The 17152-nt window shown below is 56.9% G+C and carries 17 protein-coding genes; 14 read left to right on the top strand and 3 right to left on the bottom strand.

The genetic code is table 11. The features are described from left to right. The first annotated feature begins 49 nt into the window (after nucleotides 1-49). The 6 genes from fadD1 (at nucleotide 50) to IH404_RS21985 (ending at nucleotide 8148) form a co-directional block, all read left to right on the top strand. Nucleotides 50-1741, top strand: coding sequence for a long-chain-fatty-acid--CoA ligase FadD1 (fadD1, locus tag IH404_RS22010; RefSeq protein ID WP_194439029.1), 1692 nt, complete (start codon nucleotides 50-52; stop codon nucleotides 1739-1741). A gap of 180 nt (nucleotides 1742-1921) precedes the next feature. Further along, nucleotides 1922-2710 carry an SDR family oxidoreductase gene (locus IH404_RS22005; RefSeq protein ID WP_194439028.1) on the top strand — a complete coding sequence of 263 codons (789 nt, stop codon included), beginning with the start codon at nucleotides 1922-1924 and terminating at the stop codon, nucleotides 2708-2710. Between the two features lie 298 nt (nucleotides 2711-3008). Further along, a complete protein-coding gene (aroA, locus tag IH404_RS22000) occupies nucleotides 3009-4361 on the top strand; it encodes a 3-phosphoshikimate 1-carboxyvinyltransferase (protein WP_194439027.1) in 1353 nt (450 codons plus the stop codon). Between the two features lie 64 nt (nucleotides 4362-4425). Next, a complete protein-coding gene (locus IH404_RS21995) occupies nucleotides 4426-5205 on the top strand; it encodes a phytanoyl-CoA dioxygenase family protein (RefSeq protein ID WP_005790748.1) in 780 nt (259 codons plus the stop codon). A 14-nt stretch (nucleotides 5206-5219) separates the two neighbouring features. Beyond that, complete coding sequence (locus tag IH404_RS21990; RefSeq protein ID WP_005790746.1) at nucleotides 5220-6950, top strand: thiamine pyrophosphate-binding protein; 1731 nt, start codon at nucleotides 5220-5222, stop codon at nucleotides 6948-6950. Between the two features lie 10 nt (nucleotides 6951-6960). Continuing rightward, entirely contained in the window at nucleotides 6961-8148 is a 1188-nt protein-coding gene (locus tag IH404_RS21985) for a multidrug effflux MFS transporter (RefSeq protein WP_005790744.1), read from the top strand. A 61-nt stretch (nucleotides 8149-8209) separates the two neighbouring features. Here the strand turns inward: IH404_RS21985 and IH404_RS21980 are convergent, their stop codons facing one another. Further along, entirely contained in the window at nucleotides 8210-8587 is a 378-nt protein-coding gene (locus IH404_RS21980; protein WP_005790741.1) for a hypothetical protein, read from the bottom strand. A gap of 197 nt (nucleotides 8588-8784) precedes the next feature. On the opposite strand from IH404_RS21980, the gene IH404_RS21975 reads away from it, so the two are divergent. The 3 genes from IH404_RS21975 to def all read left to right on the top strand — a co-directional run bounded on the left by IH404_RS21975 (nucleotide 8785) and on the right by def (nucleotide 10642). Further along, nucleotides 8785-8970: a CsbD family protein gene (locus tag IH404_RS21975; RefSeq protein WP_005790739.1), complete on the top strand. Its 186-nt coding sequence runs from the start codon at nucleotides 8785-8787 to the stop codon at nucleotides 8968-8970. 179 nt (nucleotides 8971-9149) lie between these two features. Next, nucleotides 9150-10106, top strand: a complete 957-nt coding sequence (locus tag IH404_RS21970) for a YihY/virulence factor BrkB family protein (protein ID WP_005790736.1) — start codon at nucleotides 9150-9152, stop codon at nucleotides 10104-10106. Continuing rightward, nucleotides 10103-10642 (top strand): peptide deformylase, encoded by a 540-nt coding sequence (gene def / locus IH404_RS21965; protein ID WP_005790734.1) that lies wholly within the window; start codon nucleotides 10103-10105, stop codon nucleotides 10640-10642. The genes IH404_RS21970 and def overlap by 4 nt, the downstream gene beginning before the upstream one ends. A gap of 130 nt (nucleotides 10643-10772) precedes the next feature. Here def and IH404_RS21960 read toward each other — a convergent pair whose 3' ends face one another. After that, nucleotides 10773-11186 (bottom strand): GNAT family N-acetyltransferase, encoded by a 414-nt coding sequence (locus IH404_RS21960; protein ID WP_005790732.1) that lies wholly within the window; start codon nucleotides 11184-11186, stop codon nucleotides 10773-10775. 301 nt (nucleotides 11187-11487) lie between these two features. Between IH404_RS21960 and IH404_RS21955 the strand changes: the two genes are divergently transcribed. The 5 genes from IH404_RS21955 (at nucleotide 11488) to IH404_RS21935 (ending at nucleotide 16397) form a co-directional block, all read left to right on the top strand. Beyond that, entirely contained in the window at nucleotides 11488-12417 is a 930-nt protein-coding gene (locus IH404_RS21955; protein WP_194439026.1) for a fatty acid desaturase, read from the top strand. 9 nt (nucleotides 12418-12426) lie between these two features. Further along, on the top strand, nucleotides 12427-13218 hold the full coding sequence (locus IH404_RS21950; RefSeq protein ID WP_194439024.1) for a PhnD/SsuA/transferrin family substrate-binding protein: 792 nt from the start codon (nucleotides 12427-12429) through the stop codon (nucleotides 13216-13218). 108 nt (nucleotides 13219-13326) lie between these two features. Next, on the top strand, nucleotides 13327-13836 hold the full coding sequence (locus IH404_RS21945) for a sigma-70 family RNA polymerase sigma factor (protein WP_194439022.1): 510 nt from the start codon (nucleotides 13327-13329) through the stop codon (nucleotides 13834-13836). Between the two features lie 62 nt (nucleotides 13837-13898). Further along, complete coding sequence (locus IH404_RS21940; RefSeq protein WP_277953062.1) at nucleotides 13899-14840, top strand: aliphatic sulfonate ABC transporter substrate-binding protein; 942 nt, start codon at nucleotides 13899-13901, stop codon at nucleotides 14838-14840. Nucleotides 14841-15077: 237 nt separating this feature from the next. Continuing rightward, nucleotides 15078-16397 (top strand): PAS domain-containing methyl-accepting chemotaxis protein, encoded by a 1320-nt coding sequence (locus tag IH404_RS21935; protein WP_194440703.1) that lies wholly within the window; start codon nucleotides 15078-15080, stop codon nucleotides 16395-16397. Between the two features lie 123 nt (nucleotides 16398-16520). Here the strand turns inward: IH404_RS21935 and IH404_RS21930 are convergent, their stop codons facing one another. Next, nucleotides 16521-17018 (bottom strand): hypothetical protein, encoded by a 498-nt coding sequence (locus IH404_RS21930; RefSeq protein WP_194439020.1) that lies wholly within the window; start codon nucleotides 17016-17018, stop codon nucleotides 16521-16523. Nucleotides 17019-17152 lie beyond the last annotated feature (134 nt).

The following is a 17152-nucleotide window of genomic DNA, read 5'->3' as shown; positions in this document are numbered from 1 at the left end:
ATCGCATCAAATGCGATGATGAATTCGCGTCGCTGAGGAGTGGGCTTCCATGAATGAAGACTTTTGGAAGGATAAGTACCCCGCCGGGATTGCTGCACAGATCAATCCAGACGAGTATCCGAATATTCAGGCGGTACTGAAGCAGTCCTGCCAGCGCTTCGCCAACAAACCGGCTTTCAGCAACCTGGGCAAGACCATCACCTACGGTGAACTCTACGAATTGTCCGGGGCATTTGCCGCGTATCTGCAACAGCATACCGACTTGAAGCCTGGCGATCGAATCGCCGTGCAACTGCCCAACGTCCTGCAATACCCGGTCGCCGTGTTCGGCGCCATTCGTGCCGGCCTGATCGTGGTCAACACCAACCCGCTGTACACCGCGCGGGAAATGGAACATCAATTCAATGATTCCGGGGCCAAGGCCCTGGTTTGCCTGGCCAACATGGCGCACCTGGCTGAAAAAGTCGTGCCCAAGACCGCCGTCAAGCATGTGATCGTCACTGAAGTCGCCGACCTGCTGTCGCCGTTCAAGCGCCTGCTGATCAACAGCGTGCTCAAGTACGTGAAGAAGATGGTCCCGGCCTATCACTTGCCCCAGGCCATCACGTTCAATGACGTGCTTGCCAAGGGCCATGGCCAGCCGGTGAATGATGTCAGCCCGGCCAGCAGCGATGTGGCAGTGTTGCAATATACCGGCGGTACCACCGGTGTGGCCAAGGGCGCGATGCTGACCCACCGCAACCTCGTCGCCAACATGCTGCAATGCAAGGCGCTGATGGGGTCCAACCTCAACGAAGGCTGCGAGATCCTGATCACACCGCTGCCGCTGTACCACATCTATGCCTTCACCTTTCACTGCATGGCGATGATGCTGATCGGCAACCACAACATCCTGATCAGCAACCCGCGTGACCTGCCGGCGATGGTCAAGGAACTGTCGAAGTGGAAGTTCAGCGGGTTCGTCGGCCTGAACACCCTGTTCGTGGCGCTGTGCAACAACGAAGCCTTCCGCAAACTCGATTTCTCCGCGCTCAAAGTCACCCTGTCGGGCGGCATGGCCCTGCAATTGGCGGCCGCCGAGCGGTGGAAGGCCGTGACCGGCTGTGGTATCTGCGAAGGCTACGGCATGACCGAAACCAGCCCGGTGGCCACGGTGAACCCGATCCAGCATATCCAGATCGGCACCATTGGCATTCCGGTACCGTCCACAGTGTGTAAAGTCATCGCCGACGACGGTACCGAGCTGGCGCTGGGCGAAACCGGCGAGCTGTGCGTCAAGGGCCCACAAGTCATGAAGGGCTACTGGCAGCGCGAAGACGCCACCGCCGAGATGCTCGACAGCGAAGGTTGGCTGAAAACCGGTGACATCGCGATCATCCAGCCAGACGGCTATATGCGCATTGTCGACCGCAAGAAGGACATGATTCTGGTCTCGGGCTTCAACGTCTACCCCAACGAACTGGAAGACGTACTGGCAGGCCTGCCGGGCGTGTTGCAGTGCGCAGCCATCGGCGTGCCGGACGAGAAGTCCGGAGAGCACATCAAGATCTTCATCGTGGTCAAGCCAGGCGCCACCCTCACCAAGGACCAGGTGATGGAGCACATGCGCGCCAACGTCACCGGCTACAAGGTGCCCAAGGCTGTTGAGTTCCGTGATGCGTTACCTACAACTAACGTCGGCAAGATCCTGCGGCGTGAATTGCGTGATGAAGAACTGAAAAAGCTGGGTGTGAAGAAATAGCCCGGTAAAGCGTGTTTGCCACAATTGAAAAGTACCCCTCGCTGAGGGGTATTTTTTTGCCTCTGGCGCGGCGTAATGCCCGGCTTGTCACTCCACGGGCTTGTGTGATATCGACTAATAACGACGCACGCTCGCTGAATACGCGACGCTTGCAAGTTGACGGCTGATCGAGGAGTGATGATGGACTTAGGGATTAGAGGTAAATGGGCTGTCGTCTGTGCTGCCAGTAAAGGGTTGGGTTATAGCTGTGCCCAGGCGCTTGCGGACGAGGGTGTAAACATCGTGATTAACGCACGGGGCGCGCCTGACTTAGAGGCTGCCGCACAGCGCTTGAAACTCAGAAATCCTGAGGGAGAAGTCATCACGGTGGTAGGTGATATTACTGACCCTTCGATTCGCCAGGCATTGGTCGATGCTGCCCCGCAAGTTGATATATTGATCAATAATGCCGGGGGGCCCAAGCCTGGGAACTTTCGTGAGTGGACCGATCAAGAGTGGCGTGCAGCAATTGATACCAATATGTTGGCACCTATCGAACTCATCAAGTCAGTGATCGATTCCATGGCAGGTCGAGGCTTCGGCCGGATAATCAATATAACTTCCGGCGCGGTTAAATCGCCCCTGGATGCATTGGGGCTTTCAACCTCAGTCCGATGCGGGCTTACCGGTTTTGTGGCGGGCTTGGCGCGTCAGAAAGACTTCGCATCGAGAAACACCACGATCAATAATATTCTGCCCGGTGCGTTCAAAACCGAGCGATTGGAAAATACCTTTCAAGTGGCGGCAGAGCGTTCAGGAAAAACAGTGAACGCTATGGCTGAAAGTCGACTGGCAACCATTCCGGCGGGGCGCTTTGGTGACCCGGCTGAGTTCGCTGCATTGTGTGCTTTTTTATGCAGTCATCAGGCTGCCTATGTGACCGGTCAGAACATCCTTATCGATGGCGGCGCCTACCCGGGTATCTTCTAATGGTTAGCCAAAGATGTCGTTGTGCCATATGAAATAGTAGAATTTTTAAAATTTAAACCGCCAGCGATGGCGGTTTTTTTATGGGTTTCGCTTTTTTTGTGTGCCGTAACGGATTGAAGTAAAACGAAAAAATTCAATGAGTCATAGATTGGATCCAATCTTATTCCATTTTGTTATTTGAAACGCGTTAAACCCTAGGATAGGTTTTTAGTGGTTGTAACAAGATATTTCTGTCGCGTCGGTGAGCGTAATGCCCGCTCGCCGATCACATTGGATCTACTGTCTTAGGGAGCAATGCATGTCGACCCAAAAACGCTTGAAAGTCTTTCCTACCTCATCGATCGGCACTATCGCCACCATCCCCTCCTCAAAACCTGAAACACAACGGGCAATTATTGCCGCCAGCCTCGCCTCGGGAACTTCTTATATTTACAATGACCTTCGTTGCCTTGAAACCGAAACAATGAAAAAGGCATGTCGTAGTATTGGTGCAATTATCGAGGAGCAACCAGGCAGGTTAGTGGTAACTGGCACAGGCGGCTTGATCAAGCCTGAAAAGAAGGTGATCGACGCTCTAGGCTCCGGGTTGGTATTTCGAGTGTTTGCTGCGTTGACGTGCTTTACAACGACGCCGGCGGTTATTACCGGCGATGAAGTTCTGCGGGGGCGTGTCATGGAGCCTTTGTTTGTCGCCCTGGAAGGGCTGGGGGCTCATATTTCATGCATCAACCACAGTGGCAAGGCCCCGATTGTGAACTGGGGTGGTTATAAAGGGGGAGAGTGTACGATTGAGGGCAATATCAGCTCGCAATTCATCACCGCGATTCTGTTCTGCGCCCCCCTCGCCAAACAACCTACGGTGGTGAATATCCGCGGTGAAATTCTGTCGCTTTCGTATATCAAGCAGACTTTGGAAACCCTCAGCACTGCGAGGATCAGCTATGACGTGAACGCTGACTATTCACAGATTACGGTGTATCCCGGCCACTATCGCAGCGCGAACTATACGATCGTCGGTGACTACACCTCATCGTCCTATCTGATCGCGGCCGGCATCATCTTTCCGGGCGAGTTGACGCTCAAGAACATGAACAGCAAGAGTTTGCAGGGCGAGCGTGCGATTCTCAAAGTGGCCGAGGCGCTGGGCGTCAATGTTGAGTTCAATGACGCTGCCAATGAAGTACGCATTGTTAATAAGTTGGCTGAGTTAAAAGGCAAGTATCATTTCGATGCGAGTGATTACCCCAATATTGTGCCGACACTGGCGGCGATCGGTGCTTATGTGCAGGGTGAGTTCAAAGTGACCGGCGGCTCCATTACGCGCTTGCACAAGTCGCCACGCATTGAGGCGATGGTGACCGAGCTGGTGAAAATGGGTGTGGACATACAGCCGTTGTTTAAAAACGGCGTCTACGATGGCTTCGTTATTCGTGGTGAACCGAGTTACGCCGGTGATGCAGTGTTGTCAGCCTGGGGTGACCATCGAATTTTCATGTCATTGTTTGTGGCTTCCTTGCGGTGCCAACAGCTTAATGAGTTGGATGGTTATCAGGACGTTCATTGTTCCTTTCCGGATTTCTTCCAGGAATTTGAACGTCTGGGCGTGTCGTTTGAAGAAAGCTCGACAGCCGCCAAGCATGTTGAAGTCTGACTTACTATCTTTGAATTAAAGGGAGGGTGGCCTGGGTCACCCTCTATATAACGGATTATAGATCATGAACTTTCGAGAAAAGCTTGAACGGGATGGGTACGTCGTTATTCCAGGAGTACTCTGCAACGAGCAGGTGGAAAAGTTGCGTAAAACGTATGTCAATAGTTTGGCAGAGACCGAGCAGAGCACGCTGTTGCCAACGGCGTTTCTGCAATTTAGTGATATGGTCAATGCACTGCTCCATCCTGGTGCTATTCAGGCGATAAAGGATATTTTTCAGTCGGATTTTTCGCTGTTACCGAATTTTACGGTGCGCGAGAGCGTTTATATACCATGGCACAATGATGCGTACTTTCTTCCCGACGAAGTGATTTCGCCTAGCGCATTTCCCGAATTCTTACAGTGTGCTTATTATCTTCAAGATAATGATCCTGTGTCGGGCGGCGGCATCACCTTACTGCCGGGGTCGCACAAGCTCAGTAAAGATGAAGTCAAGATCAGGCTCGCCGAACCGGTAAAATTCGAGCGCACGATCATGAGTAAGGCCGGCGATCTGGTTATTTGGGATAATCGAGTAACTCATCGCAGCAGTGCGCCGGATCAGACGCCTGTGGAAACAAAGCTGGCCATTCAATGGACTGTTTCTGCTTCGACCAAACATAACGCATCCTACATTACCTACCTGCGTGCCCGGGCTGAGCGCAGCCTGCATGTTTCGGACTATTTGCCCAACAGCCCCAAGCCATATTTTGCCGATATGCCCAATGTGCGCTACCCCTCTTCTTTTTCACAAGATGCCGTGTTGAAGATGAAGGGCGAGAACATCACATTTATCGAGATCTGAACAGGGGGTTTGCAATGGAATTGCAAAGTACTGGCGAAACCGGTGCACATTACATTCTTCGCCAACTTCAGTCTTTGGGGGTTACGCACTTCTTCATGGTGCCTGGCAAGTTGATCAATGCGTTTATGCGTTGTTATCCCAGTGATGGCTCTACAACGCTTGCCATTGAACCGGTGGTTACAGCGTGTGAAACAGGCGCGTCCTATATGGCCGAAGGCTATGCGCGTGCCAGTGAAACATTCGGGGTGTGCCTGGTGATAGGCGGGCCGGGTGTTACCAACGCGCTGACCGGGATCGCTTCCGCTTACACGGACCACCAGTCGGTCTTGCTCTTGTCGGGCCAGATTGCGTCATCGCTGGAAATGCAAAACGTGCTGCAGGACGGGAGCCAAACCGGCGTGAATCTGTGTGATGTATTCAAACCCATCACCCGCAGTGCCCTCGAGGTCAAGGCAGGGCAACCCTTGTCGGCGTTTTTGCGCGAATCGGTGCGGTTGTTGAAAGGCATGGAAAAAGGCCCGACCTACTTGGCCGTCAGCAAGGAAGCACTGTACGAGAAATCCACGAGCCGCGCCGATATCGCTGCCAACGTACTGGAGTCGTGGAGCAACCAAGCGCTTGCCGTTGAAAAGATCAAAAGCGCGGCGATCAAGGCCGTGTTCAAGCGCTCGACCAATCTCGTCATTCTCGCGGGGCTACGTTGCAAAAACTCCAAGGTTGGCGCTGCGCTCCTGGCATTTTCCGAGCGCTTTTCGATTCCGGTCGCGACCACCTTGAGCGCCAAAGGACTGTTCCCGGAGGACCATCCCAACGCCTTGGGCGTTTACGGTTATTCGGGAAACAAGCGCGCTATCGAGGCGTTCAAGGGCGGTGTGGACGGTGTGATTCTCCTTGGGCTCGATACCACTCAATGGAGCACCATGCTCTGGTCCCATGAGCTAAGGCCTCAATTTGGCGCGATCCAGGTGGATGAGAACCCAGATTATCTGGGACGGTATCTTGGTATTGATCACGGCGTGGTGGCGACGGGGGAGGGTTTCCTGAGGCTGGTCAGCGAGGTTCACGCACAAGAGCTGGAGGCCAGCCAGGAGAGTCGCTCCAGGTGGTCGAATGATCTTCAACGGGTGCCGCTGCATTACCCCGTCGATGCCAAAGCTACGGGCAATCTTGCCGACCATCCCGCCGCCTATATCCCGGTGCTGCAAGCGTTTTTCCCCAGTGATGGCGTGGTGTGTGTCGATTCGGGCTCCCATCGATCCTTCTTCGGCCACTACTGGACTGCGCGGGGGGCGGCGGCCTATTTATCGGCAACCACATTAGGCCCGATGGGCTGGAGTATCCCGGCAGGCATCGGTGCAAGTTTCGCCCGCCCCGAGGGCAAAACCATGGTGATTACCGGTGATGGCTGCATGCTGATGCAGGGCCTTGAGCTATCGACCGCCGCGAAACATGGGTTGAATATCGTCTTCGTCGTTTTCAATAACCGGTCCTATTCGGCAAGTTACTTCAATAACAAAGACAACTTAGCCGCGCTGACGCAAATTCCCGATTACAACTGGTGCCTGTTTGCCCAGAGCCTGGGCGTGAGTGCGACGTGCGTGGACTCGCCACAGGCCTTGCAAGATTGTATTGAAAGCATCATGAGCACCGCCGCCCCTCATCTGATTGAAATCAAATGCGACGGGCGACATACCACGCCCAACAGCGAATACGGCACACGCTTGAAAGACCATCCATTACTGTAAGGAGCCTGTCGTGAATTCTAGAATGGTGATCACCAACTCCTGCCTGATCCTGGTATTGGGGTTGTTTTCCATTGACTTGTACAACCCCGCCTTGCCGGAGATTGCACGGGTATTTTCGGTAACTGACGCGCAGTCCCAAAACCTGGTGGTCTTCTATCTGGCAGGCTTTGCACTGTCCCAGTTGGTGTATGGGCCGATCTCCGATAGAAAAGGGCGGGTACCGGTGATTATGGTCTCCCTTGCCCTCGGCGCCTTGGGCAATTACCTGACGTCGACGGCGGACAGTATTCAGGCGCTCTATCTGTTTCGTTTGTTAACAGGCATCGGTGCTGGCGGTTGCCCCGTGATAAGCCGGGCAATATTGAGCGATACGTTCAAAGATAAAACCGAGTTGTCCAAATCGCTGACGGTGTTCTCCATGGCGTCCCAGGTCTCGCCTGCGCTTGCGCCGGTACTGGGTGGTTTTATAACTGCTGCACTTCCTTGGCAATATAATTTCTACGCATTGACCCTGATCACGCTGCTCGGCGCCGTATTTATCAAGGCCACACTGGTTGAAACAGCTCCGCTGCAGGGCGTGCCTTCCAAACGGCTTGAGGGTTTCAAAGTGCTGCTGCGCGACTTCAACTTCATGGTTTACAGCCTGGTCTCTGCGGTACTGTTTGCGATCACCATCGGCTACTTCACCGCGAGCCCATTCATCTATCAATTGCAGTTCCATCTGCAGAGCCAGGAAAATGGCCTGCTGTTCGTTGGCTACTCTGCGGGTATCGTCTTGGGTTCTTACCTGACCAAGCGGTTTTTGAATCGTTACTCGCCTGAGCGCATCCTGATGACGTCCTTGGTGGCGCTGACGGTGTTGGCGGCGCTCGCTCCGCTGGTTCTCCAGGCATTCAAGTTGGTCACGGCCCCGGCGCTGGTGGCGTATGGCTTTTTGGTCGCTCTCGGCTGTGGCCTGTCCTCACCCTTGTTGTTGGGGATCAGTCTGCATGGCCAGGCAAAACATGCCGGTACCGGGAGTGCGCTGCAAGGCGCGATCAAGATGGCGGGTGCAGCACTGGCGCTGTTCTTTTTCTCTGAGGGGCACACCAGCACCGCCATGGGGCTGATGATGGGGATACTGGTCATGTCGCTGTTTTGCCTGTTCGCCATCGCCCTGGCTCAGCGTATTGCCGGCCGGTCAGTGGCAACCGCCTGAAAGTGCGCGAGAGTGTGACTGCTGGTATAGCAGTCACGCTCTCGCCGGTTAGGGGCGATGGTTACAGAGTGAACTGGGCAAAGCTCACGCCGGCACCCGCCGGGCGCACATCCTTGAGGAACGAGTCCTTGTCGGCACTCAGTTCCAGGGTAATCTCCGGCTTGCGCTTGCCCGCATTGCGTACCACCAACCCTTCCAGCTTTTCGCGCAGAAACACAGTCGGCACTTTCAGGTGCAACAACTGGTCCGTCTCGGCGTTATGCATCAGCAGATGGATCCACTCGTACTGGCCCACGGCAATCCGCGCAACGGGCAGGTCGAACCACCAGATATTGCGCTTGTGGTCCAGGTCGGTGAAATGGCAGTTGTTGACGCCGAGTACGGCACCGCCCAGTTCCTGGTTTCTGCGGGCGATAGCCTGTGCTTTATTGAGTTTCATAACCTTCCTACGGGATCTGTTATTCAGCGTTGCAGCCTGAATGTGCCGGGCATTCTCGTGGGTTGGCCGCAAAACATAAAGCCAAACCTGCGGCAGGCGATAAAATGCCTCGCGAAAATAATTGAAACTCTGCCGAAGCGTCCTGGGTCAACCTCTACGTAATGACCAAAACCCTCGATTGTTCCAGGAGAAATACCATGAGCAGCACATCGGATAAGGCAAAAGGTTTGGCGAACGAAGCGGTCGGCAACATCAAGCAGGGTATCGGCAAAGTCACGGACAACGACAAACTGCGTGCAGAAGGCGTGATCCAAGAGAAAAAAGGTGAAGCGCAGCAAGCAGTCGGGAAAACCAAGGACGCGGTGAAAAAAGCCACCGAATAAGGCGTTCTGCTGGTTTTGCCCAGCAGTATGGCGGCCATCCACGGATGGCCGTTTTTGTGTGAACTGTTGCAACTAAATTTTGGAAATTGTTTCAAAGTCGCCAAATGGGCTACTTTGATGTAGAAAACGGCCCCTGAGTCGCCCACGAACTCAACCTCTTTGCGGCGAAAGGAGACGCTATGATTTTTCCGGTACTCGATGGTCTCAAGCTGCATAAGGTGCTGATACGCACCGTCACGGAATTCGTCGATGACGAGATGCCTACCTACGCCTCGGCACTGGCCTATCAGATGCTGTTCTCGTTGTTTCCCTTCCTGCTGTTCCTGATTGCCCTGATCGGTTTCCTGCATCTGCCGGACTTCTTCACCTGGCTGCGCTTGCAGTCGGAGCTGGTGTTGCCGCCCCAGGCGCTGGAGCAGGTCAACCCGGTCATCGACCAGTTGCAACAGTCCAAGGGTGGCTTGCTCTCGGTAGGTATCGTCATCGCGCTGTGGACCGCCTCTGCGGGCGTACGTTTGATGATGAGCGCGATGAACGCCGCGTACGACGTGGTCGAAGGCCGGCCGATCTGGAAGCGTTTTCCGCTGTCGATTTTCTACACCGTCGGCATTGCCGGCATGTTGCTGGCCGCCGCTGCGCTGATGGTGCTTGGCCCGCAGGTCATGGAATGGCTGGCCGGGCAGATCGGCATGCAGGAGTTCGTCGTCACCCTGTGGACCATCCTGCGCTGGCCATTGATCGTGATCCTGCTGATGTTCGCCGTGGCACTCATGTATTACGTGATGCCGGACGTCGAGCAGAAATTCCGCTTCATTACCCCAGGCTCGGTGTTGGCCGTGGTGGTGTGGATTGTGGCTTCCCTGGGCTTTGGTTATTACGTCAAAACCTTCGCCGACTACAACGCCATGTATGGCAGCATCGGCGCGATCATTGTCCTGCTCCTGTACTTCTATATTTCCGCCGCCGTGTTACTGCTGGGTGCGGAGATGAATGCCGTGATCGAACACATGTCAGCCGAAGGCAAGGACCCAGGTGAAAAGGAGTTTGACGAACCCGGTCATACCGATGAAAAACAGCACGTCTCGGGCCTAGGCCGGGACCACTCCAAGCCCACCCCTGAAGAAGTGCCACGATGATCCGTGAAATCCTGAAAATGGGCGACGAGCGCCTGCTGCGTATCGCTCCGCCGGTGCCGCCGGAAATGTTCGACAGCCCCGAGTTGTGGCAACTGATCGACGACATGTTCCAGACCATGGAACATGTGGGCGGTGTTGGCCTGGCTGCACCGCAGATTGGTGTCGACCTGCAACTGGTGATCTTTGGTTTCGAAGCCAGCGAGCGCTATCCGGAGGCGCCGCCGGTACCGCAGACCATCCTGATCAACCCGCTTATCACGCCCCTGAGCCCGGTGCTGGAAGAGGGCTTCGAAGGCTGCCTGTCGGTGCCCGGTTTGCGCGGCGCCGTGAACCGTTACCAGCAGATCCGCTACGAAGGTTTCGATCCCAAGGGCGAGCCGATTGTGCGTTTTGCCGACGGCTTTCATGCGCGGGTGGTGCAGCATGAGTGCGACCATTTGATCGGTCGGCTGTACCCGTCGCGGATCACCGATTTCAGCAAGTTCGGGTTTATCGAAGTGATGTTCCCGGAATTGGATCCGACAGCTGACGAATAAACACCAGGCTACCTGAGGTCCCAATGTGGGAGGGGGCTTGCTCCCGATAGCGGTGGACCGGTCGACATTTCAGCGACGGATACTCCGCCATCGGGAGCAAGCCCCCTCCCACATTTTTGCCCGGCATCATTCAGGTGACTGAGAACCCCATCGCAATCATCGGCTTGTTCCGTTTGTAGCGCACCAACCGCTCGCTGAGGGACTGCGGCAGCAGCGTGTCCTGACTGAACCCCATACGCTGATACAACCCCTCCAGATCCGGATGGCACAGCAGCCACACCGTACCCTCCACTCCGGCTACCGCCTGCTCAATCAAGCGTGCCGCCAACCCCTGGCCGCGATAGGCCGGGTCGACAAACACCCCCGTCAGCCACTGCCCACCCACCACCGGGCTCAAGCACAAGCCGGCCACGATCTCGCCGTCGCGAGCTACCCACAAACGGCCGCCCTTGAGGGCCCTCATCGAAGAGTTGTGGCTGCGGTAAAACTTGTTCAGCAGTGGCCAGAGGGGCTCTGCCAGCGTTTCGATGTGCAGGTCGGGCATGGTTGTTGGGCCAGCATTGTCAGGGCCGGGGATTATAAGCGCCTTCTGTCGATCAATAGGTGGTATACCCAGTGCTACATCCCCTGTTAGTGGAGCACGCATCATGGCCAAAGGTATGGATTCAAAGAAAGCCGCGAAGAAAAAGCCGGCAAAAACCGCGGATGAAAAACGCGCCGACAAGAAGACCAAGAAATCCGAAGCCGGCCTGTTCGGTCACTGAGTTACAAGCTTAGAACCAAACAATCTGCAAGATTTTCCCGCCTCATTGCACAGAGCAGGAAACACCTGCTCTGAGCTGCCGATGGCCAACTACCTTGATCTGACCCACCGCCGGGAAATCGAAGCCCTGGCGACGACCTTTGCCGCAAGAACCGAATGGCCGACCTGGTTGCTGTTGCTCGGCGTGTATGCCGGCTGGTTCGGTGTGTTGCTTGCCAGCCACTGGCTGGGGCTGTGGTGCAGCACCTTGTTGCTGATCCCGTTGGTGACCCTCTGGCTGTCGCTGCAACACGAGTTGCTACACGGCCATCCCACTCGTTTGCCGTGGGTGAACAAACTGCTCGGTTACGCGCCGTTTGCCGTTTGGTACCCCTACACCCTGTACCGTGACAGCCACCTGTTGCATCACCACGACGAAGACCTGACCCTGCCCGGCATCGACCCGGAAAGCCGCTACCTTAACCAACAGCAGTGGGACGCCAGCTCGCGCCTGCAACGCAGCGTGCATTGGCTGACCAAGACTGTAGTCGGTCGCTTGCTGCTGGCGGCACCCCTGGCCATCAGCCGCTTACTGCGCGATCAATGGCAACGCCTGCCAGAGGTTTGGCCGATGTGGCTGGCCCACGGCGCCGTGACCCTGTTGATGCTGGGGTTTATCGCCCATAACAGTGTCTTGCCGGTGTGGCATTACCTGCTGCTGGTCAGCGTGCCGGCCTTGTCGCTGGCGTCGATCCGTTCCTACTATGAACACCGCCCCCACCCCCGGCCGGAACAACGCACGGTGCTCAACGAAGCGTCCTGGGCCTGGCGATGGCTGTTCCTAAACAACAACCTGCACCTGGTGCACCACGACCTGCCCAAACTTCCCTGGTTCTTGCTGCCCAGGGTATATCGTGCCCGTCGCGAACAGTGGCTCGCGCGCAGCGGTGGGTTCCTGGTGCAGGGCTACGGCCAGTTGATCAGCCGCCACGGCCTCAAGGCCATCGACAGCCCCCGGCACCCTTTTGCCTGAGAGATGCCCATGAGTGAGCACTATGCCGAGTTGCGCATGTATGTCGCCCCGGAGCCCGTCGAGCAAGCCAATCAACAGTGGCTTGTGCGCAGCATTGAACGCCTGGGCCTGCGTCGGCTCAACGCCGACCACCTCGACTTGCCCGGCCTGTGGCTGGCGCCTGAATTGCTCGTCACCCAAACCTGCGGCTACCCGTTGATGACCCAGCTGCGTGGCCAGGTTCGCGTCATCGGTCGCCCCCGCTACGAGCTGCCCCATAGCAGCAATGGCGAACACTGCAGCCTGTTGCTGAGCCGCGCTGACAACCCGCGCATCACCCTGGCGCAGTTCTATAACAGCCGTGGGGTGATCAACGGCCACGATTCCAACAGCGGCATGAACCTGCTGCGCCACTGCCTGGCACCGTTGCAGCGTGACGGGCGTTTTTTTGCCAGCGTCGCCATCAGCGGTGCCCACCGTGAGAGCCTGCGCTGGCTGCGCGAAGATCGCGCTGACCTTGCCGCAATCGACAGCGTGACCTACGACTACCTGATGCGTTTCGCACCCCAGGAAGTCGCGGGTTTGCGCATCGTTACCCGCAGCGCACCGAGCCCCACCTTGCCCTATATCGGCCCACGAGGCTTGAGCGGTGTGCAGGTGGAACGGGTCCGCGAGGCGATGAACCTGGCATTGCAGGATTTGCCGCAGGTAGTGGAAACCCTCGGTGTGCACGCGGTACTCCCCGCCGCTGAAGAGGACTATCAGGTGCTGTTGGATTACCAACGGCAGGCCGCCAGTGTTGGTTACACAGTGCTAGAATAAGGTTATATAAAAATGCATTTTAAGTATTATTAAAGAATAAGCGGCCTTGCTAGGATCGCTTCACCGGAACACCGGACATAACGCGCAACCTACTCAAAAGGAGCCACTATGTCCGGCGCCGACACCTCTCATCGCGCTTACGTAGGCGCATTGTTCCACCGCCATTACGCCTGGCTGTGCAGCCGCTTGTATCGTCACCTCGATTCCCGTGCACACGCCGAAGACATCGCCGCCGACACCTTTGTCCAGCTCCTGACCGCACTCGACGGCGTCCCGATCCGCCAGCCCCGTGCCTTGCTCACCACGATTGCCCTGCGCCTGATGTATCAGCTGTGGCGGCGACGTGACCTGGAGCGCGCCTATCTCGATGCCCTGGATAACGATGAAGCCTTCAGCGTGCCGTCCCCCGAAAACCTGGCCCAGATGTGCGAGTCGCTGCAAGCCGTCGACCAGTGGCTCGACGGCTTGCCGGGCCAGGTCAAGGCGACGTTCCTGTTGTCCCGACTCAATGGCCTGACGTACCCCGCGATCGCCGCCGAACTGGGAATTTCCCAGCGCTCGGTCAGTGATTACATGGCCCGCGCCCTTAACGGCCGCCTGCGGTTGCGCCTGGAATGAATGCCACGTCTGACTCACTGCACACGGCCAACCCGCTCACGATCACGACCATGAGGCAATCCATGAAAAAACTGAAAAACCTGCTTGGGGGTTCGCTGCTGGCGCTCACCGTCCTGGCCCAGCCTGCGCTCGCCGCCGAACCTGCCACCCTGCGCATCGGCTACCAGAAAAGTTCGGTGAGCATGGTGCTCGCCCGTGAGCACAAGCTCTTCGAAGCTGCGCTGCCCGGTACCCAGGTGCAATGGACCGAATTCCTTGGTGGCCCGCCGCTGATCGAGGCACTCAATGCGGGCAGCCTGGACATCGGTAATATTGGTGACATTCCGCCGATCTTTGCCCAGGCGGCTGGCATCGACTTGCAGTACTTCGCCGTCGAGCCCAATGAGGGCAAGACCGAAGCGGTGCTGGTGCCCAAGGCCAGCACGGTGCAGAACGTCGCCGAGCTCAAGGGCAAGCGCGTGGCGTTGCTCAAGGGCTCCAGTGCACACAACCTGTTCCTCAAGAGCCTGCTGCGCGCCGGTTTGCAATGGAAGGACGTGAACGTGGTGTACCTGTCGCCTTCCGACGGCCGTGCCGCCTTCGAACAAGGCAAGGTTGATGCCTGGGTAGTTTGGGACCCGTACTACTCGGCCGCGGTGGTCGACGGCTCCGCTCGCGTGCTGGGTGATGGTCAGGGTCTTAACCCGGCAGGCAGTTTCTTTGTGGTCAACGGCCCGTTCGCCCAGCAACATCCCCAGGCCATTACCGCCATTATTCAGACCCTCGGCAAGGCGCAGCGCCTGTCACTCGACCAACCCGATGAAAGCATCGCGTTGATGGCCGGCACCCTTGGCCTGCCACCGGCGGTGGTCAAAAGCTACTTCGAGCATCGCTCGCCCGCGCCGATCCGTCCGTTACAGGCGATCGACATCGCCAACCAGCAGCGCACGGCCGACCTGTTTTTCGCCAACGGCCTGATCCCGAAAAAGGTCGACGTGCAGCAGATTGTCTTCAAGCCCGAATAAGCCCCCTTTCATCGATTGAGCGCATTTCAGAACATGGGGTGCGCGCCGCCAGCGCCCTGCTGGCAATGCTGGCTGATTAGTGGCCTTGCATAGCGCCAACCCCTGTCTATGCTCACCCGGGACCGTTAATGATGCTTGGCCTATAAAGCGTTTTGAATGGTTATTTCCCCGTGAAGGTTTACCAACACAAGAATGGAATGCGCCGTTCAGGCGCCGGGACTCAAGGGTGATCTGACCATGTTCAACCGCCAGCACAAATCCGACCTGCAAGAAATCCAGCGTTTTTCCTGTGCTCTCACCGAAGCCAATGCCAAGCTCGCAGCCATCAGCCGTTCCATGGCGATGATCGAGTTTGATCGCACAGGCGTGATCCTCGAAGCCAACGAAAATTTCTGCAAGAGCATGGGTTACAGCGTCGATGAGATCCGCGGTAAACATCACCGCATTTTTTGCGATGAGGCCTACACCCACACCGACGAATACAGCAAATTATGGCGCGACCTGGCGCGGGGCGAAGCGCTCAGCGGCACCTTCATGCGTTTGAACAAGCGCGGTGAAGAGGTATGGCTTGAAGCTAGCTACATGCCGGTGCTGGACAGCGACCATCAGGTGCGCAGTGTGATCAAGGTGGCGTCGGATATTTCCGCGCGAGTACACCATGAACACGAGAACCAAAGCCTGATCGACGCCATCAGCCGCTCCATGGCAGTGATCGAGTTCACCCCACAGGGTCAGATCCTCAACGCCAACGACAATTTCCTGCGCACCGTGCAGTATTCACGTGAGGAAATCATCGGTCAGCACCACAGCATGTTCTGTCATCGCAATGAAGTGGAGTCGCCGGCCTACAAAGCCTTTTGGGCCTCACTCAATCGTGGCGAATACCACTCCCATCGCTTCGAGCGTAAAAACAAATACGGCAAGACCCTGTTTCTGGAGGCGTCCTACAACCCGATCTTCGATACCAATGGGCGTCTGTACAAAGTGGTGAAATTTGCCAGCGACATCACCGACCAGGTCACCACCCTGCGCACCGCCGCTGATTCGGCCCACGCCACCTCCGTACAAAACGACGCCTGCGCCCGCAAGGGCTCGCAGGTGGTGCAGCAAACGGTACAGATTATCGAGGCCATCTCCAGCGACTTGAACCAGGCTGCCCACAGCATCGATGCGGTCAACAAACAGTCCGACATCATCGGCGCCATCGTGCAGACCATCCGCAGCATTGCCGAACAAACCAATATGCTGGCGCTCAACGCCGCGATTGAAGCGGCGCGGGCTGGTGAGCATGGACGTGGGTTCGCAGTGGTGGCCGATGAAGTGCGCAGCCTCGCGGCCCGCACCAGCCAGGCGACGGTGGAGATAGTGGAGGTGGTGCGCAAGAACCACGACCTGTCATTGAGTGCGGTGACGAGCATGCAGTCGAGCTTGAGCCGCACGGGGCTTGGGGTGGAACTGGCCAACGAAGCGGGGCAGGTGATCCTGGAGATCCAGGAAGGCTCGCGGCATGTGGTGGATGCAATCAGTCAGTTCAATTCGACGCTGCAACTGCAATAGCAGCAAAGCCGTCTGTAGGAGCGAGCTTGCTCGCGAAAAACTCAAGAACGCCGCGTTCATTCTGGATGTGCGCGTCATCGTTGACGACCTTCGCGAGCAAGCTCGCTCCTACAGGGGATGGCCTTAGATTGCAGCCAGGGTTTCTTTGACTGCCTGTGCCTGCGGGTCAGCCGTCTTCGCCGCTACCTGTTGCTGTTGCTGCTGCTGGAGCCGCTCGGACACTTGCTTGGCAAACGCGTTTTGTTCCTCCACCGGCAGGGCGTTCAGTTCCTCCAGGGTCAGGCCCCGTTCTTTGAGCAACTGGTCGCGGATGCGCTCGGCCGGGGTCTTGGTCATGTAGTCGGTGAACTCACTGCGTGCTGACCCGGCAGCGTTGCTTGCCGGTACATCGCTATTGGGCGCCGTGGCTTGCAGTTGCACACGGGTCTTGGCGAAGGCCTCGTCGATACGGTCGCCGGCCTTGTCCAGCGCCTTCTGCGCTGCCGGTAGCGTGACGCTTTGCTGCGCAACTTGCAGGGCACCGCTGTAAAGCGCGCTGGCGGCGGCGTTGGCGGGGTCCATGTCGGGGCGCTTGAGTTGCTGGACGGTCGATATGGCTTGAGTGTTGTTGTTAACCAGCATGATCGGTCACCTGTGCAAATGGTCGGTGCGACAGCTGGAGCAAAAAGTGTGCCGACGATCCAACACAGTAGCGGCGGGTAGGCGGACGCTTCAGGCGGCAAGCGATGACCGCGTAGAGACCAATCGTTGCCGCT

The sequence above is a fragment of the Pseudomonas sp. OST1909 genome (assembly GCF_015277575.1).
GTDB lineage: Bacteria > Pseudomonadota > Gammaproteobacteria > Pseudomonadales > Pseudomonadaceae > Aquipseudomonas > Aquipseudomonas synxantha_A.
The sequence above is the reverse complement of the archived record's forward strand: the minus strand, read 5'-3'. Positions and strand labels throughout refer to the sequence as shown.

What these genes read in the sequence shown, in the direction of transcription:
- IH404_RS21995 (WP_005790748.1), top strand. Translation starts at nt 4,426, where the DNA reads ATGAACTTTCGAGAAAAGCTTGAACGGGATGGGTACGTCGTTATTCCA.
- IH404_RS22005 (WP_194439028.1), top strand. Translation starts at nt 1,922, where the DNA reads ATGGACTTAGGGATTAGAGGTAAATGGGCTGTCGTCTGTGCTGCCAGT.
- IH404_RS21990 (WP_005790746.1), top strand. Translation starts at nt 5,220, where the DNA reads ATGGAATTGCAAAGTACTGGCGAAACCGGTGCACATTACATTCTTCGC.
- IH404_RS21940 (WP_277953062.1), top strand. Translation starts at nt 13,899, where the DNA reads ATGAAAAAACTGAAAAACCTGCTTGGGGGTTCGCTGCTGGCGCTCACC.
- aroA (WP_194439027.1), top strand. Translation starts at nt 3,009, where the DNA reads ATGTCGACCCAAAAACGCTTGAAAGTCTTTCCTACCTCATCGATCGGC.
- IH404_RS21935 (WP_194440703.1), top strand. Translation starts at nt 15,078, where the DNA reads ATGTTCAACCGCCAGCACAAATCCGACCTGCAAGAAATCCAGCGTTTT.
- IH404_RS21930 (WP_194439020.1), bottom strand. Translation starts at nt 17,018, where the DNA reads ATGCTGGTTAACAACAACACTCAAGCCATATCGACCGTCCAGCAACTC.
- IH404_RS21975 (WP_005790739.1), top strand. Translation starts at nt 8,785, where the DNA reads ATGAGCAGCACATCGGATAAGGCAAAAGGTTTGGCGAACGAAGCGGTC.
- fadD1 (WP_194439029.1), top strand. Translation starts at nt 50, where the DNA reads ATGAATGAAGACTTTTGGAAGGATAAGTACCCCGCCGGGATTGCTGCA.
- IH404_RS21950 (WP_194439024.1), top strand. Translation starts at nt 12,427, where the DNA reads ATGAGTGAGCACTATGCCGAGTTGCGCATGTATGTCGCCCCGGAGCCC.
- IH404_RS21980 (WP_005790741.1), bottom strand. Translation starts at nt 8,587, where the DNA reads ATGAAACTCAATAAAGCACAGGCTATCGCCCGCAGAAACCAGGAACTG.
- IH404_RS21960 (WP_005790732.1), bottom strand. Translation starts at nt 11,186, where the DNA reads ATGCCCGACCTGCACATCGAAACGCTGGCAGAGCCCCTCTGGCCACTG.
- IH404_RS21945 (WP_194439022.1), top strand. Translation starts at nt 13,327, where the DNA reads ATGTCCGGCGCCGACACCTCTCATCGCGCTTACGTAGGCGCATTGTTC.
- IH404_RS21955 (WP_194439026.1), top strand. Translation starts at nt 11,488, where the DNA reads ATGGCCAACTACCTTGATCTGACCCACCGCCGGGAAATCGAAGCCCTG.
- IH404_RS21970 (WP_005790736.1), top strand. Translation starts at nt 9,150, where the DNA reads ATGATTTTTCCGGTACTCGATGGTCTCAAGCTGCATAAGGTGCTGATA.
- def (WP_005790734.1), top strand. Translation starts at nt 10,103, where the DNA reads ATGATCCGTGAAATCCTGAAAATGGGCGACGAGCGCCTGCTGCGTATC.